The following is a 16,114-nucleotide window of genomic DNA, read 5'->3' as shown; positions in this document are numbered from 1 at the left end:
CGGCCCACCACACTGGCCGGCGGCCCCTCAGTGAGCGGCGGCGTGCCAGCTGCCACCGGTGCCGACCGACACGTCGAGCGGGACCGTGAGCTCCGCAGCTGCCCCCATCTGCTCACGCACCAGCAGCTCGAGAGCCTCCTGCTCGCCCTCGGCGACCTCGAACACCAGCTCGTCGTGCACCTGCAGCAGCATCCGTGAGGACATGCCGGCCTCGGAGGCCGCCCGGTCGACGTTGAGCATCGCCACCTTGATCACATCGGCGGCCGACCCCTGGATGGGAGCGTTGAGCGCCATCCTCTCGGCCATCTCCCGACGCTGTCGGTTGTCGCTGGTCAGGTCGGGAAGATAGCGCCGACGACCCATGATCGTCTCGGTGAAGCCGGTCCGGCGCGCCTCCTCGACCACGCCGGCGAGGTAGTCGCGCACCCCACCGAAGGTCTCGAAGTACTCGTCCATCAGCCCGCGCGCCTCGCCGGTGTCGATCCGCAGCTGCTGGGACAGCCCGTAGGCGGACAGTCCGTAGGCGAGGCCGTAGTTCATCGCCTTGATCTTGGCGCGCATCTCCGGGGTGACCTCGCCGGCGCCGACCCCGAAGACCCGGGACGCGGTGGCCTGGTGGAAGTCCTGGCCGGAGCGGAACGCCTCGATCAGACCGGCGTCCTCGGACAGGTGCGCCATGATGCGCATCTCGATCTGGCTGTAGTCGGCGGTGAGCAGGGTCGCGTAGCCCGGCCCCACGACGAACGCCTCGCGGATCCGGCGTCCCTCCTCGGTGCGGACCGGGATGTTCTGCAGGTTCGGGTCGGTGCTGGACAGCCGCCCGGTGGCGGCGATCAGCTGGTTGAAGGTGGTGTGGATCCGGCCGTCGTCGGCGACGGTCTTGAGCAGTCCCTCGACGGTCTGCCGAAGCCGGCTCACGTCGCGGTGCCGCAGCAGGTGCTGCAGGAACGGATGCTCGGTCTTCTCGTAGAGGCCCTGCAGCGCGTCTGCGTCGGTGGTCCAGCCGGTCTTGGTCTTCTTGGTCTTCGGCATCCCCAGCTCGTCGAACAGCACGACCTGGAGCTGCTTGGGCGAGCCGAGGTTGATCTCCTTGCCGATGACGTCGTAGGCCTCCTGCGCGGCCGAGCGCACCTGGTCGGCGAACCCCGACTCGAGCTCGGTGAGCAGCTCGTGGTCCACGGCGATCCCGACCCGCTCCATGGTGGCGAGCACCCCGACCAGCGGCAGCTCGACCTCGGCGAGCAGCCGGGTGCCCCCGTGCTCCTCGACTGCGGCGTCCAGCGCCTCGGCGAGGTCGACGACGGCGCGCGCGCGGAGCATCGCCGCCTCGGAGACAACCCGCTCGTCGTCGAAGAGCATCCCCTGCTCTCCGGTGCTCTCGTCGCGCAGCTCGCGGCGCAGGTAGCGCACGGTGAGGTCCGCCAGATCGTAGGACCGCTGGTCGGGCCGGACGAGGTACGCCGCCAGCGCGGTGTCGCTCTGCAGCCCAGCGAGCGGCCAGCCCTGGGCGCCGAGCGCGTGGAGCGGTCCCTTCGCGTCGTGCAGCACCTTGGGTCGCGCCGGGTCGGCGAGCCACCCGGCCAGCGCGGCGTCGTCGGCCTGGCTCATCGTGGCCACATCGACATACGCCGCGTCGCCGGCCGCGGTCGCCAGCGCGACGCCCTCCACGCGTCCCGTGCCCGAGCCCCACGATCCGCGCACGTGCACCCCGACCGTGAGCGTGCCGACCGCACCCAGCCAGTCGGCGACGCCGTCGGCCGCGAGCGTGGTGGCGCTGAGCTCGAACCCGCCCTCGTCGACGTCCTCCTCGGACTCGAGCGTCTCGAAGAGTCGGTCACGCAGAACCCGGAACTCGAGCCCGTCGAAGAGCGTGTGCACCTCGGCGCGGTCCCAGGGGTTGCGCACCAAGTCGGTCGGGCCCACCTCGAGGTGCAGGTCGCGGACCAGTGCGTTGAGCCGGCGATTGCGGATCACGTCGTCGAGATGGGCGCGGAGGTTCTCACCTGCCTTGCCCTTGACCTCGTCGGCGTGGTTGATGACGTTGTCGAGGCCGTCGTACTGGACGATCCACTTCGCCGCGGTCTTCGGCCCCACGCCGGGGATGCCGGGCAGATTGTCGGAGTCCTCACCGACCAGCGCAGCCAGCTCGGGATAGCGGTGCGGGGGGACGCCGTACTTCGCCTCGACCGCGGCAGGCGTCATCCGGGCGAGCTCGGAGACTCCACGCATCGGGTACAGCACGGTCGACTCGGGGGTGACCAGCTGCAGCGAGTCGCGGTCGCCGGTGAGGATCAGCACCTCGAGGCCGGCGGCCAGTGCCTCGGTGGTCAGCGTGGCGATGATGTCGTCCGCCTCGTAGCCGTCCATCTCGAGGTGCCGGATCCGCAGCGCGTCGAGCACTTCCTGGATCAGCGGCAGCTGGCTCTTGAACTCGTCGGGGGTCTTGTTCCGCTTGGCCTTGTACTCGGCGTACTCCGCGAGCCTGAAGGTCTGGCGCGACTTGTCGAAGGCCACTGCGACGTGGGTGGGATCCTCGTCGCGGAGCACATTGATGAGCATCGACGTGAAGCCGTAGACGGCGTTCGTGGGCTGGCCCGTGGTGGTCGAGAAGTTCTCCACCGGGAGGGCGAAGAAGGCTCGGTAGGCGAGGGAGTGCCCGTCGAGAAGCAGGAGGCGAGGTCTGGTTTCTGCCACCCTGTCGACCCTAGTGGGTGGCGGGGACGCTCCGCCGGGGAGGCGGGTCAGTCGTCGGCGTCGGTCAGCGCGCGCCGCCGCCGCATCGACCGCCTGGCCGCAAGGACCTGCCCGACGTTGCGGCTACGAGGACCTGGCGCCGGCGGGGTCAGCTTCTTGCGCAGGGTCGCCGTCGCAGCCATCCGGTAGGTGCCGACCGTCCCGAGCCCCAGACGCGCCAGGAACCGGTTGGTGTCACGCGAGGCGCTCGACGCGGCCGCGCTGACATGTGCGATGTCCTTCTCCTCGGCCCACGCCACCGCGGTCTCGAGCAATGCGTGCGCATAGCCGTGTCGGCGGTACTCGGGCCGCACCAGCAGGAACGAGGTGTGCACCACCTGCTCGAGGTGCAGGGGCGTCAGCGGCGCACGTCGAAGGTGCATCATCGCGACGATGGCGCCGTCGGACTCACCGACCACGACGCGCTCGTCGGGGTCGGCGGCGACATGGGCCAGCGCCCGCGGGACCTCCTCGGCGAAGGTGGCCAGCGGCTCACCGGAGGGACCGGCCTCGGACCACAGCAGCACCAGTGCGGCTGCATCCTCCGGTACGGCATCGCGGACCGGCATCGGTTGCCGACGCATCGCTCCCCACCTTCCACAGGTCGACGTCGGTGCGCGCATCCTGCGCCCGCCGACTGCAGTGAGACACTGTGCCGTCCCCCCGGCCGGGGTCTCTGTCGCGATGGTAGAGGAGAACCGTGTTTCCCGGAATCGGAACGCTGGTGAACGCCGTCGCGGTGCTCCTCGGCGCCACCATCGGCGTCCTGGTCGGGCATCGGCTGCCGGAGCGCACGCGCACCGTGGTCACCGACGGCCTCGGTCTGGTCACGCTGCTGATCGCCGCGTCTGCTGCCACCTCGGTCACAGACCCCGCCCTGTCCGCTCTCGTCGGTACGTCGGCGCCCACACTGATCGTGCTCGGAGCCGTGCTGACCGGGGGCATCCTCGGCTCGCTGCTGCGCATCGAGGACCGGCTCGAGGGCGTCGGCGGCCACCTCCAGCGCCTGGTCCTGCGCCGGTCCGGCGGCGCCGGCCACGCCGCACGGGAACGCTTCGTGCAAGGGTTCGTCACCAGCTCGCTGGTCTTCTGCGTCGGCCCGCTGACGATCCTCGGCTCCCTGACCGAGGGGATCGGCGACGGCCCGCAGCAGCTCTACCTCAAGGCTGCGCTGGACGGTTTCGCCGCGATCGCCTTCGCGGCGTCCTTCGGCTGGGGGGTCGCGGCAAGCGTCGTGTCGATCGTGACGATCCAGGGGGCGCTGACGGTGGTCGGTGCACTGCTCGGCAACTTCCTGCCCGATGCGCACCTGGCCGCGCTGACCGCCACCGGCGGCCTGCTCCTGGTCGGGGTCGGCCTCCGGCTCCTGGACGTCCGCCGGATCAAGGTCGGCGACCTGCTCCCGGCCCTGGTGATGGCACCGGTGCTCACCGAGCTGGTCGCCGCCCTTCGATGAGCGTCGCCGGTAACACGTCGGACTCAGTGTGAGCGGGGCCAGACCAAATGTGCGCCGGATCACTCTTTTGGCCCTATAGTCCCGCAAGACCCACCAGCGATCCTGGGAGCCACATGCACACCCGCCCCGTACGGCTGGCCTGCCTTGCCCTGGCAGCCATGGCAGTAGCCCTGCTGACCGTCCTCGTCGGCTCCCCGGCCCAAGCAGCGTCTCCGACCTGCGTCCGGCCGCCGGCCCACAACGACGAGACCATCCACGTGCAGGGGTGCCTGCTCGACGCCCGGCACAAGCCGGCGACTCCGGTGCCCGGCGTCACGATCACTGTCACCGACGAAGCGCACAAGGTCGTCGGCAAGTCGGTCACCGACCAGACCGGCATCTTCGACATCACCCTCCCGGGCAAGGCGATCGACATCCTGGGCCACACCTTCACGGTGCACATCGACTCGAAGTCGCTCCCCCACGGGACCAAGCTGCGCAACCCCAAGCAGGAGTCGCTGCCGCTGACCTTCAACCTGCAGAGCGACCGCTACGTGACGTTCCCCATCGGGAACGCGCCCAAGGAGACCAGCAATCTCATCCAGGGCATCCAACTCGCCGTCGGCGGACTGGTCTTCTCGTTCCTGCTGGCGATGGCGTCCCTCGGGTTGTCCCTGATCTTCGGCACCACGGGGCTGGTGAACTTCGCCCACGGCGAGCTGATCACCTTCGGCGCGATGGCCGCCTTCGCGATCGACCGCCTCCCCGGCAACGTCGACCTCGGCGGTGTCAACGTCACCATGGTGGCCGGCATCATCACCGCCATCGTGCTGTCCACGCTCTTCGGATGGGCACAGGACAAGATCCTGTGGGGTCCCTTGCGTCGCAAGGGCGTGGGGCTGATCGCAGCGATGATCGTCTCGATCGGTCTGTCCATCTTCCTGCGCAACATCTACCAGTACGTAGCCGGCGCCGACACCCACAACTACACGCAGTGGACCAACCCTTCACCGTGGAACGTCGGACAGGTCAGCTTCACCCCGAAGGACCTCGGCGTGGTGATCTTCTCCGCAGTCGTCCTGGTCCTGGTCTGCCTGGCGATCCAGCGCACCAGGATCGGCAAGGCGACCCGCGCAGTCTCCGACAACCCCGCGCTCGCGGCGTCCTCGGGCATCAACGTCGACCGGGTGATCTCGGTGGTCTGGTCCGTCGGGGCCGGGCTCGCCGGCCTGTCCGGCGTACTGCTCGGCATGACGCAGGGGTTCGACTACCAGGTCGGTTTCAAGATCCTGCTGCTGGTCTTCGCCGCGGTCGTCCTCGGTGGCCTCGGCAGCGTCTGGGGCGCGCTGCTGGGCTCGTTCATCATCGGCATCTTCATCGAAGTCTCCACGCTGGTCATCCCGGCCGAGCTGAAGTTCGTGGGGGCACTGGTTGTGCTCATCGTGGTGCTCCTGATCCGCCCGCAGGGGCTGCTCGGGCGCGCGGAGCGAGTGGGCTGAGGAGGAACGCATGGACTGGGGAAGCACCATCAGCCAGGCCCTACAGTCGGGCCTCGGCCCCACTGCCGTGGTCTACGCCCTGGCCGCGATCGGCCTGAACATCAACTTCGGCTACACCGGGCTGCTCAACTTCGGTGAGGCCGGCTTCATGGCGGTCGGCGGCTACGTGATGGCCGCCTTCATCTCGACGTGGGGTCTGCCCTTCTGGCTGGCCATCCTCGCCGGCCTCTTCTTCACCGTCGTGCTGGCCCTGATCCTCGGCGTCCCGACGCTGCGACTGCGTGCGGACTACCTGGCGATCGTGACCATCGCGGCCTCCGAGATCCTGCGCTTCAGCTTCGGCTCGGTGACGCTGCTGAAATGGTTCGGCGGCCAGGACGGCCTGATCCACTTCGACAACGCCTTCTCGAACATGAACCCCTTCCACAACACGGTCGACCTCGGCATCGTGTCGTGGCGACCCTACGACTTCTGGGTGCTGTTCCTGGGCTGGATCATCGTGGCCATCGGGTGCGTGCTGGTCTGGCTGCTGATGCGCGCGCCCTGGGGCCGCGTGATGAAGGGCATCCGCGAGGACGAGGACGCGGTCCGCAGCCTCGGCAAGAACGTGTACCTCTACAAGATGCAGTCGCTGGTTCTCGGCGGTCTGTTCGGCGCGTTCGCGGGATTCTTCGTCGCCCTGCAGCACTCGAACATGAACCCCACGTGGGTCGCCACCGACACCACGTTCTTCGCCTACACCGTCCTCCTCCTCGGCGGCGCGGCCCGAGTGCTCGGTCCGGTCGTCGGCTCGATCATCTTCTGGTTCCTGATCCAGTTCCTGGACGTGATGTTCGGCCAGATGACCTCCGGCAACCACCCGATCATGCCCACCTGGCTGATGAACAGCGACCAGGCAAGCCTGATGCGGCTGATCATCATGGGGCTGGCGCTGATGCTGCTGATGATCTACCGACCACAAGGAATCTTCGGCGACCGAAGGGAGTTGGCGATCGATGCCCGTTGACACCAGCGGCCTGAGCGCCGCCCGAGCCGCGCTCGCCGACGTGCCCCGCGAGCCGGGCGCGCCGAAGCCGGACGCGATCGTCGTCGCCGACAACGTGGTCCGTCGCTTCGGCGGACTCACCGCCGTCGACGTCGATCACGTCGAGATCCAACGCGGCGTGATCACCGCGCTGATCGGGCCGAACGGTGCCGGGAAGACCACGTTCTTCAACCTGCTCACCGGGTTCGACCGGCCGCAGTCCGGCGAGTGGGCCTTCAACGGCCGGTCGCTCGCCAACGTCCCGGCCTACAAGGTCGCCCGGATGGGGATGATCCGCACCTTCCAGCTCACCAAGGTGCTCGCCAAGCTCAAGGTCATCGAGAACATGCGCCTGGGAGCGACCGGCCAGCGCGGCGAGCGCTTCCTGCCCGGTCTGCTCGGCATGTGGCGCAGCCAGGAGCACGAGATCACCGAGAAGGCCGACGCCCTGTTGGAGCGATTCCTGCTGGCGCGGCTACGCGACGACTTCGCGGGCACGCTGTCCGGCGGTCAGCGCAAGCTGCTCGAGATGGCGCGGGCGCTGATGGCCGACCCTGAGCTGGTGATGCTGGACGAGCCGATGGCGGGCGTCAACCCGGCCCTGAAGCAGTCACTGCTCGGCCACGTGAAGTCGCTGCGCGACGAGGGCCGCACGGTGCTGTTCGTCGAGCACGACATGGACATGGTCCGCGACATCTCCGACTGGGTGATCGTGATGGCCCAGGGCCAGGTCGTCGCCGAGGGCCCGCCCGACTCGGTGATGAGCGACCAGCGCGTCATCGACGCCTACCTGGGCTCGCACCACGACCAGGACCTCAGCGAGGACGTCGTCGAGGAGATCCACGAGAAGGCCGCAGCCGAGGTTGCCGCCGACGACGAAGCAACTGACAAGGACGCCTGATGGCCGACTCGACCCCCACGTCCGCCGAGGCCGCGGCCGGCCGCACGGCACACCTCACCGCTGCCGAGGGCGCCGTGCTGCGTGCCGACGACCTGATCGCCGGCTACCTGCCGGGCGTCAACATCCTCAACGGCACCGACCTTTACTGCCAGCCCGGTGAGCTGGTCGGCATCATCGGCCCGAACGGGGCCGGCAAGTCGACTCTGCTCAAGGCTCTCTTCGGGCTGGTCCGCGTCCGCAGCGGCAAGGTCGTGCTCAAGGGCGACGAGATCACCAACGAGCGGGCCGACACGCTGGTCCGCAAGGGCATCGGCTTTGTCCCCCAGACCAACAACGTGTTCCCCTCGCTGACCATCCAGGAGAACCTCGAGATGGGCAGCTACCAGAGCCCGAAGTCGTTCCGGAAGCGGTTCGAGTTCGTCGGCGACCTGTTCCCCGCCCTGATCGACCGCCGCGGCCAGCGGGCGGGCTCACTGTCCGGAGGCGAGCGCCAGATGGTCGCGATGGGTCGCGCCTTGATGATGGAGCCTTCCGTGCTGCTGCTCGACGAGCCGTCCGCCGGGCTGTCGCCGGTCATGCAGGACGAGGTCTTCGTCCAGACGCGGAAGATCAACCGGACCGGCGTCTCGGTCGTGATGGTCGAGCAGAACGCCCGTCGTTGCCTGCAGATCTGCGACCGGGGCTACGTCCTGGACCAGGGCCGCAACGCATACACGGCAAGTGGCAAGGACCTCGGCAACGATCCCAAGGTGATCGAGCTCTACCTCGGCACTCTGGCCAAGTAGCCATCATCGCCGCAGCCCGCGGCATGCAACAGGGGCCCGGCATCAGCCGGGCCCCTGCTTGCTGTTCGGATGGATCAGTCCGGGATCACACCGGTCACGTACTTCACGTTGTGGTACGTGTTGTTCGGTCCGTACTGGAAGATGCCGATGGTGGCCTTCGTCGGGCTACCGGTGGTACCCAGGTCGACCGGGCCGGAGACACCGTCATAGTCGATGTCCTTGCCCTGGTTGAGCAGGTCCAGGCACTGCTTGTACGACGTGCACTTGGTGCCGTCCTTCGACACCTTGATGATGTACGGCGCGTACTTCGTCGGTGAGTCCGACTTGGCCGCGTCGGCCGCAAGCGCGGTCAGCGTGGTCGCGTCGTACGCCTCGGGACCATAGGTGAAGTCCGTCAGCTTGGGATTCGTCTGGAGCAGCACCTTCTTGAAGCTGCCCGTGAGCTGTGCTCCCGGGTAGGTGGCCTTGACTCCGGTGAGCGTCCCCTTCGGGAAGTCCTTGGAGTAGTCCGCGGTGTTGCCGTCCACGAAGTAGACCTGCTGGTTCTTCGGGCCGATGTTCTTGGCGATCATCGTGGGGATGATCTTGGTCGTCTCGTTGAAGGCGATCAGCGCGATCGCATCCGGGTGGGTCGCCGCGATCTTGTTCACCTCGGCGGTGAAGTTGGTCGCGTCGGCCGAGTAGAGCACCTTGGCCGTGACGGTGCCGCCACCGGCCTTGATGCCCTTGGCCACCTGGGCCGCCAGTAGCTCGCCGTAGGAGTCCTGACGCGCGAGGATCGCCACGTTGTTGTGGCCATCCTCGAGGATCGTGTTGGAGAGCACCGCACCCTGGAGGACGTCGGAGGGCGACGTACGGAAGTACAGGCTGTGCGGGTCGGTCTTCGGGTCGTCGAACGTCGGCGAGGTGTTGGCCGGCGAGAACTCGACCACGCCCGCATCGGTGATCTGGTTGATCACCGAGAGCGAGACACCCGATGCCGCGGCACCGATGATGACATCGGCGTTGCCGGCGAGCAGCTTGCTCACCGACGAGCCGGCGATGTCGGGCGTGCCGTCACCGGAGTCGGCCTTGACCTGTGTGACCGGCTTGCCGAGCACACCCCCGGCCGCGTTGATGTCCTTGACCGCAGCGTCGACGCCAGCGAACTCGGGCGGGCCGAGGAAGGCGAGGTCACCGGTCTGCGGGAGCAGGGTGCCGATCACCAGCCGGCCATTGCCTGCGTCCTGCCCGCCGCCGGAGCCGGAGCTGGCGCTGTTGTTCGCGCTGGGCGACGTGTTGTTGTCCCCTGAGTTGCTGCTGCCGCAACCGGCAAGCGCCAGCGTGGCCACACCGAGCACCGCAGCTGATCGGAGGATGCCTTGATGGCGAATCATTGAGCCTCCATCTGGAGTTGGCGTGCCGCCGGCCGAGCCATGACGGGCGCGCTTGATACGAAGTGGCTAGAACCTAGCCGCCGACCGGGACACGTGGAGGCCACACCCGTGATTACCCCTAGGTCGTTAGCCATTTGTGATCTTGTGATCTGAGCCACCGTCCGGCCGCTCAGGGGCCGTGCTCGACCACCCCTTCGGCCACCTGGCGCATCGAGAGGCGCAGGTCCATCGCGGTCTTCTGCAGCCAGCGGAAGGCGTCCGGCTCGCTGAGTCCGAGCCGGTCCTGCAGCACCCCCTGCGCCCGGCTCACCGCCTTGCGGGTGGCCAGCCGCTCGTCGAGGTCCTCGACCTGCGCCTCGAGCACCTGCACCTCGGCGAACCGGGCCGCAGCGATCTCGATCGCCGGCACCAGGTCGGACTTCGAGAACGGCTTGACCACGTAGGCCATCGCCCCGGCATCCCGCGCCCGCTCGACGAGGTCGCGCTGGCTGAAGGCCGTCAGGATGATCACCGGCGCGATCCGCTGACCGGCGATCCGCTCGGCGGCGGTGATGCCGTCGAGGCGCGGCATCTTGATGTCGAGGACCACGAGGTCGGGCCGCAGCTCCTCGGCCAGCTGGACTGCGGTCTCCCCGTCGCCGGCCTCGCCGACGACGTCGTACCCCTCCTCGACCAGCATCTCGCGCAGGTCCATGCGGATGAGGGCCTCATCCTCGGCGATCACCACGCGGCGCTGCTCGGTCACACCCGGGAGGCTAGCCGAGAGCTCGGATCCGGTAGCGTCTGCGGTCATCGCCCCGGTAGCCCAATCGGCAGAGGCCGCGGTCTCAAACACCGTCCAGTGTGGGTTCGAGTCCCACCCGGGGCACCTCTGTCTCGATCCTCACGGCCAGGATCGTGCCTGGAACCGGAACCGGAACCGGAGCCGGGCCGGTCCCGCGTCCTCGCATCGATCAGGTCCGGCACAGGGCCGCCCCTCAGCGCGGGTGCACGACGACCCGGACCACCCGGTCGGTGACCGCGGGGTCCTCCCCACCGAGCAGCATCACCGAGCTGCCCGCCACCGCCACCGCCGCGTCGCTGAGCGGACGCGGCAGGCGGCCGGCATGGCGGAACCGTCCCGAGGAAGGGTCGAACCACCACATCCGTGCCGTGCGGCCGGTCGGCGACGTGTGGCCCCCCATCAGCAGCACCCGGCCCGCTATGGAGGCGGCCATCGCGTGCCCGAGCGGGTGCGGGAGGCGGGCGACCGCCGCCGTCCGGCCCGTGCGGGCGTCGTAGCGCTGGACGACACCGAGCTCCCGGCCGGCGACCTCGCCGCCGAAGAGGTAGACGTCACGGCCCACCACAGCGGAGGCGGCGTACCGCACCCCGTGACGCAAGCTGCCGGCCGGCACCAGCCCCGCACCGCTCCGCTGGCGCAGCACCGGACGCGGGACGGAGGAGCCGTCGTACCCACCGAGAACGTACGTCGCACCGGCGACCTCGGCGACCGACAGGTCCGACCTGGTGGTGGGCAGGTGCGCCACCACCCGCCAGCGTCCGCCACGGAGCTGCTGCACCACGGACTGCTCGCTGGCGTTGCCGCCTCCGAACACCCCGGGCAGGCCGGCCCAGGCGCCGCCGGCGGCGTCGTGCACCGGGACCGCCAGGGCAGGCGCCGAGGTCGTCCGTCCGGTGGAGAGGTCGAGCCGGTAGCTGCGGGCGGTGGAGGTGTCGTCGGCGCGCATGCCGCCGGCCACGATCACCCGGGTCCCGCTGGCCGACGCGATCACCTCACGCGCGACCGGCTCGGGCAGCCGCCAGCGCACGATGGTCGCCGTCGCGCTGCCCGGCCCGAACCTGCCGGCTCCGTGCGGGCCGGACGTCGTGCTGGAGGGAGTGTCGGTCGGCCCGGCGGGAGGCGCCGCGGCGGGACGGGTGCCGCCGCAGCCGGCCACCGCGAGCAGCACGACTCCGGCGAGGATCCGCCTCACCGCATGTTCCCGGTGTGCCCCAGCGAGTAACGGCCCGGCTGCGGCCACACCGCGATCCCGTGGGGGCTGCCGCCGACCGGGATCTTCGCGACCAGCTTGCCGGTGCGCGTGTTGAACCCGTAGACGACGCCGTCGTAGCGGCCGGAGAGCCACAGCATCCGTCCGTTCGCGGAGACCCCACCCATGTCGGGGCTGCCGCCCCCCGGGATCGTCCAGGTGTCGACGATCTTGTTGGTCGCGAAGTCGAGCACGCTGACCTTGCCGGCGCCGCGGTCGGAGATGTAGAGCAGCTTGCCGTTCCGGCTCGGATAGAGGCCGTGCGGGTGGCTGGGCAGTCCGATCACCCGCCGCTGCTTGAGCGTGCGGGCGTCGATCAGCCGCAGCTCGTTGGTGCCCATGTCGGCGACGTAGAACGTGCGACCGTCGGGTGAGAGCCGGATGTCCTGGGGCATGCTCATCCCCATCGTCCCCGGTGCGACGTGTCGACTCGTGGGTCGGGGGTCGAGGGCCAGGTGGCCGATCACCTTGTGCCGGAGGGTCGAGATCTTCAGGAGCTCACCGGAGAACTCGCAGGTCACCACGAAGAAGCGGCCGTTGGCGGAGAAGTCGGCGTGGTTGGGTCCACGGCAGTCGGGGGCGGAGACGTCCGCGATCTTCCGGAACGTGTGCGGCGTGGAGAACCGGATGATGTCGTGCTGCTCGACCATCACCACGGCTTCCTTGCCGTTCGGGGTGAAGTAGAGGTTGTACGGCCGCGGGACCGAGATGACTCGGGTACGGCGGGCGGTCCGTGGGTTGATCTCGACCAGCTCGTCGGACGCGCTGGCGTTGGCGATCAGGGTGCGCAGGTCGTAGCTGGGGACGACGTGCTGGTTGAGGAAGCCGCTCGGGATGACTCGCACGATCCGGCGGGTGCGCTGGTTGATCACAGTCACCCGGCTGCCGTCGGAGTCGGGCACGTAGAGGTACGCCGGGTCGTGCGCCACACGCGGGCTCAGCATCCCGGCGCGGGTGGCGGCGTACACGTCGTCGTGCAGGACCGGCGGCATTCCGGGCAGTGGGTTGCGGAACGGCCAGGGCACCCGGGTCGCCACCGATGCCGAGGTCGCAGATGCGGACGGGGCTTGCGTGGCGGCCGTCGGCCGGGCGGCCGATTGTGCGCAACCTGCGAGAGCCAGCGCAAGTCCGACCGCGGCCGAGATACCAGCCCATCGACGAGTTCGAGCTGAAGTCACCCATCCACGCTAGCGGCGGCACCTTTCGGGAACCTGACAGCGCCTGCTGCTCATCCACGCCGGCGGTAGGCCGGCGCCACCTCGTTGATGGCGTCGCCCATCCGGTGGATCCGCAGCGCGTTGGTCGAGCCCGGGATGCCCGGCGGGGAGCCGGCGATGATCACCACCAGGTCGCCCTCCTGGACCCGACCGATGCGCAGCAGCTCCTCGTCGACCTGGCGCACCATCTCGTCGGTGTGCTCCACCGGCAGCGTCTTGAACGCCTCGACCCCCCAGGTCATCGAGAGCTGCGAGCGGACGACCGCCTCGGGGGTGAAGGCGAGCATCGGGATGCGCCCCCGGTAGCGGGCCAGCCGGCGAGCGGAGTCCCCGCTCTGGGTGAAGGCGACGAGGTACTTGGCCCCGACGCGCTCGGCCACCTCGGCCGCGGCCTTGGCGACCACGCCTCCGCGGGTCAGCGGCTTCCAGTCGATCGCGGCCATCTGCTCGAGCTCGTGGCCCTCGGTCGAGGAGATGATCCGCGCCATCGTCTTCACCGTCTCGATGGGGTACTTCCCGACACTGGTCTCACCGGAGAGCATCACTGCGTCCGCGCCGTCGAGGACGGCGTTGGCGACGTCGGAGGCCTCGGCCCGCGTGGGAGCCGGGTTCGCGATCATCGACTCAAGCATCTGGGTGGCCACGATCACCGGCTTGGCGTTGCGGCGCGCCTTGTCGATGACCCGCTTCTGCAGGAACGGAACGTCCTCGAGCGGACACTCCACGCCGAGGTCACCGCGCGCGACCATGAACGCGTCGAACGCCCTGACCACCTCGTTGAGGTTCTCGATCGCCTGCGGCTTCTCGATCTTGGCGATCACGGGGAGCAGCACGCCCTCCTCACTCATGATCGAGCGCACCTCGTCGACATCGCTGGCCGACCGCACGAAGGACAGCGCGATGTAGTCGACGGTCAGGTGCAGTGCCCAGCGCAGATCATCCTTGTCCTTCGTGGACAGCGCGGGCACGCTCACCGCAACGCCAGGGAGGTTTATCCCCTTGTGGTCACTGATCCGCCCGCCGACCACCACGACCGTGTGCACGTCGGGCCCGTCGACCTCGGTGACCCGCAGCCGCACCTTGCCGTCGTCGATCAGCACCTGGTCGTCCACGCCGACGTCGCCGGGCAGGCCGTCGTACGTCGTCGAGGCGAGCTCGACAGTGCCCGGAACGTCCCGGGTGGTGATCGTGAACGGCTGTCCCGGCTCCAGGACGACCGGCCCGTCGGCGAAGCTGCCGAGCCGGATCTTCGGACCCTGCAGGTCGACGAAGATGCCGACCCCCCTGCCAGACTCGTCGGACGCCTGACGCACCATCCGGTAGACCGCCTCGTGCTCGGCGTACGAGCCGTGGCTCAGGTTGAGCCGGGCGACGTCCATCCCGGCGTCGACCAGCTCACGGATCTTCTCCATCGTCGAGGTCGCGGGCCCGAGGGTGCACACGATCTTTGCTCTACGCACGCCCCGAGCCTAATGCGTCCGGACTTGAACGATCCAATCGCAGCCCGGGAGCACCGGCGGGTTGACCCGCCAGTGACGGGCTGCCAGCCTGACCCCACCGTCCGGCGTGTGCCCCGCCTCGAGGTCTGCCGGGTCAGACCGTGACCGGGCGCTCGGTCGGTGGGATCGGAGCCGGCAGGGTCGTCGCCCCGGTGAGGTGGGCGTCGACGGCCGCTGCTGCGGCCCGGCCCTCGGCGATGGCCCACACGATCAGCGACTGGCCGCGCCCGGCGTCACCGGCGACGAACACGTCCGGCACGGTGCTGGCGTACGACGCATCGCGCACGATGTTGCCGCGCTCGTCCAGCTCCACGCCGAGCTGCTCGACCAGACCGTCGCGCTCGGGACCGACGAAGCCCATCGCGAAGAGCACCAGGTCGGCCGGGATCTCCCGCTCCGTGCCCTCGATCGGCTGGAACTTCGCGTCGACCTCGACCACGCGCAGGGCACGGACGCGGCCCTCGTCGTCGCCGAGGAACTCCTGGGTCGACATCGCGTAGACCCTCGTCCCGCCCTCCTCGTGCGCCGAGGAGACCCGGAACACCATCGGGTACGTCGGCCACGGCTGGTCGGCGGGGCGCGAGGTCGGTGGCTGAGCCATGATCTCGAGCTGCGTGACGCTCGCGGCTCCCTGCCGGTGCGCCGTTCCGAGGCAGTCCGCTCCGGTGTCGCCGCCGCCGATGATCACGACGTGCTTGCCGTCGGCGCGGATCTGACCCTCGACGGACTCGCCCAGCGAGACCCTGTTGGACTGCGGCAGGTACTCCATCGCCTGGTGGATGCCGGCCAGATCCCGGCCGGGCAACGGCAGGTCACGAGGCACCGTCGAGCCGATCGCGAGAACGACGGCGTCGTACCGCTCGCGCAGCTGGTTGCCGGTGATGGTCCGGCCGACCTCCACTCCGGCGCGGAAGATCGTGCCCTCGCGACGCATCTGGTCCAGTCGGCGGTCGAGGACCTTCTTCTCCATCTTGAACTCCGGGATGCCGTATCGCAGCAATCCGCCGACCTTGTCGGCGCGCTCGTAGACCGCGACGGTGTGCCCCGCGCGGGTCAGCTGCTGCGCGGCCGCGAGCCCTGCGGGGCCGGACCCGACCACCGCGACCGTGCGCCCTGAGAGCCACTCCGGCGGCTGCGGTCGGACGTTGCGGTCCTCGAAGGCCCGCTCGATGATCGAGACCTCGACGTTCTTGATCGTCACCGGGTCCTGGTTGATGCCGAGCACACAGGAGGTCTCGCAGGGAGCCGGGCAGAGCCGGCCGGTGAACTCGGGGAAGTTGTTGGTCGCGTGGAGGCGCTCGATCGCGCCCTCCCAGTCGTCACGCCAGACCAGGTCGTTCCACTCGGGGATGATGTTGCCCAGGGGGCAACCCTGGTGGCAGAACGGGATGCCGCAGTCCATGCAGCGTCCAGCCTGGGTCGTGATGATCGGCAGCAGCGCGCGGCCGGGCCCGCCCGGGTAGACCTCGTTCCAGTCCTTGACGCGCTCCTCGACCGGGCGTCGGTCCGCCACCTCGCGGCCGTTCTTGAGGAATCCCTTGGGGTCAGCCATTGAGACGAGCCTCCGTGATCCGTGCGACGTCGGGAGATCCGGCGGCGGCAGCCAGCGGAC

Annotated in this window: 13 protein-coding genes and 1 tRNA gene; 6 read left to right on the top strand and 8 right to left on the bottom strand. The window is 69.2% G+C overall.

All coding sequences use genetic code 11. From position 1 onward, the window contains the following. Positions 1-27: 27 nt before the first annotated feature. Positions 28-2,694 (bottom strand): DNA polymerase I, encoded by a 2,667-nt coding sequence (polA, locus tag Q9R13_RS00400; RefSeq protein WP_310963057.1) that lies wholly within the window; start codon positions 2,692-2,694, stop codon positions 28-30. A 47-nt stretch (positions 2,695-2,741) separates the two neighbouring features. After that, positions 2,742-3,317: a GNAT family N-acetyltransferase gene (locus Q9R13_RS00395; protein ID WP_310963055.1), complete on the bottom strand. Its 576-nt coding sequence runs from the start codon at positions 3,315-3,317 to the stop codon at positions 2,742-2,744. 116 nt (positions 3,318-3,433) lie between these two features. Between Q9R13_RS00395 and Q9R13_RS00390 the strand changes: the two genes are divergently transcribed. The 5 genes from Q9R13_RS00390 to Q9R13_RS00370 all read left to right on the top strand — a co-directional run bounded on the left by Q9R13_RS00390 (position 3,434) and on the right by Q9R13_RS00370 (position 8,377). Continuing rightward, entirely contained in the window at positions 3,434-4,189 is a 756-nt protein-coding gene (locus Q9R13_RS00390; protein WP_310963053.1) for a DUF554 domain-containing protein, read from the top strand. Positions 4,190-4,302: 113 nt separating this feature from the next. Further along, positions 4,303-5,667 (top strand): branched-chain amino acid ABC transporter permease, encoded by a 1,365-nt coding sequence (locus Q9R13_RS00385; protein WP_310963052.1) that lies wholly within the window; start codon positions 4,303-4,305, stop codon positions 5,665-5,667. Positions 5,668-5,677: 10 nt separating this feature from the next. After that, positions 5,678-6,673, top strand: coding sequence for a branched-chain amino acid ABC transporter permease (locus tag Q9R13_RS00380; protein ID WP_310963051.1), 996 nt, complete (start codon positions 5,678-5,680; stop codon positions 6,671-6,673). Further along, a complete protein-coding gene (locus Q9R13_RS00375; RefSeq protein WP_310963050.1) occupies positions 6,663-7,592 on the top strand; it encodes an ABC transporter ATP-binding protein in 930 nt (309 codons plus the stop codon). Before Q9R13_RS00380 ends, Q9R13_RS00375 begins: the two co-directional genes overlap by 11 nt. Continuing rightward, positions 7,592-8,377: an ABC transporter ATP-binding protein gene (locus Q9R13_RS00370; RefSeq protein ID WP_310963049.1), complete on the top strand. Its 786-nt coding sequence runs from the start codon at positions 7,592-7,594 to the stop codon at positions 8,375-8,377. Before Q9R13_RS00375 ends, Q9R13_RS00370 begins: the two co-directional genes overlap by 1 nt. 74 nt (positions 8,378-8,451) lie before the next feature. Here the strand turns inward: Q9R13_RS00370 and Q9R13_RS00365 are convergent, their stop codons facing one another. Together Q9R13_RS00365 and Q9R13_RS00360 are read right to left on the bottom strand one after the other, a co-directional pair. Then, entirely contained in the window at positions 8,452-9,753 is a 1,302-nt protein-coding gene (locus Q9R13_RS00365; protein WP_310963048.1) for an ABC transporter substrate-binding protein, read from the bottom strand. Positions 9,754-9,922: 169 nt separating this feature from the next. Continuing rightward, positions 9,923-10,546 carry an ANTAR domain-containing response regulator gene (locus Q9R13_RS00360; protein ID WP_310963047.1) on the bottom strand — a complete coding sequence of 208 codons (624 nt, stop codon included), beginning with the start codon at positions 10,544-10,546 and terminating at the stop codon, positions 9,923-9,925. 1 nt (position 10,547) lies between these two features. Here Q9R13_RS00360 and Q9R13_RS00355 point away from each other — a divergent pair. Beyond that, positions 10,548-10,621 (top strand) — tRNA-Leu (locus Q9R13_RS00355). A 109-nt stretch (positions 10,622-10,730) separates the two neighbouring features. On the opposite strand, the gene Q9R13_RS00350 is transcribed toward Q9R13_RS00355, so the two are convergent. From Q9R13_RS00350 to Q9R13_RS00335, 4 genes are all read right to left on the bottom strand, one after another. Further along, positions 10,731-11,729, bottom strand: coding sequence for a Kelch repeat-containing protein (locus Q9R13_RS00350; protein ID WP_310963046.1), 999 nt, complete (start codon positions 11,727-11,729; stop codon positions 10,731-10,733). After that, positions 11,726-12,811 (bottom strand): YVTN family beta-propeller repeat protein, encoded by a 1,086-nt coding sequence (locus tag Q9R13_RS00345; RefSeq protein WP_310963045.1) that lies wholly within the window; start codon positions 12,809-12,811, stop codon positions 11,726-11,728. The genes Q9R13_RS00350 and Q9R13_RS00345 overlap by 4 nt, the downstream gene beginning before the upstream one ends. A 203-nt stretch (positions 12,812-13,014) precedes the next feature. Then, on the bottom strand, positions 13,015-14,463 hold the full coding sequence (gene pyk / locus Q9R13_RS00340) for a pyruvate kinase (protein ID WP_310963044.1): 1,449 nt from the start codon (positions 14,461-14,463) through the stop codon (positions 13,015-13,017). A 133-nt stretch (positions 14,464-14,596) separates the two neighbouring features. Further along, positions 14,597-16,054, bottom strand: coding sequence for a glutamate synthase subunit beta (locus tag Q9R13_RS00335; RefSeq protein WP_310963043.1), 1,458 nt, complete (start codon positions 16,052-16,054; stop codon positions 14,597-14,599). Between the last annotated feature and the right edge of the window lie 60 nt (positions 16,055-16,114).

The organism is Nocardioides marmorisolisilvae (assembly GCF_031656915.1).
Lineage (GTDB): Bacteria > Actinomycetota > Actinomycetes > Propionibacteriales > Nocardioidaceae > Marmoricola > Marmoricola terrisoli.
This window is presented reverse-complemented; position numbering and strand designations above follow the sequence as displayed.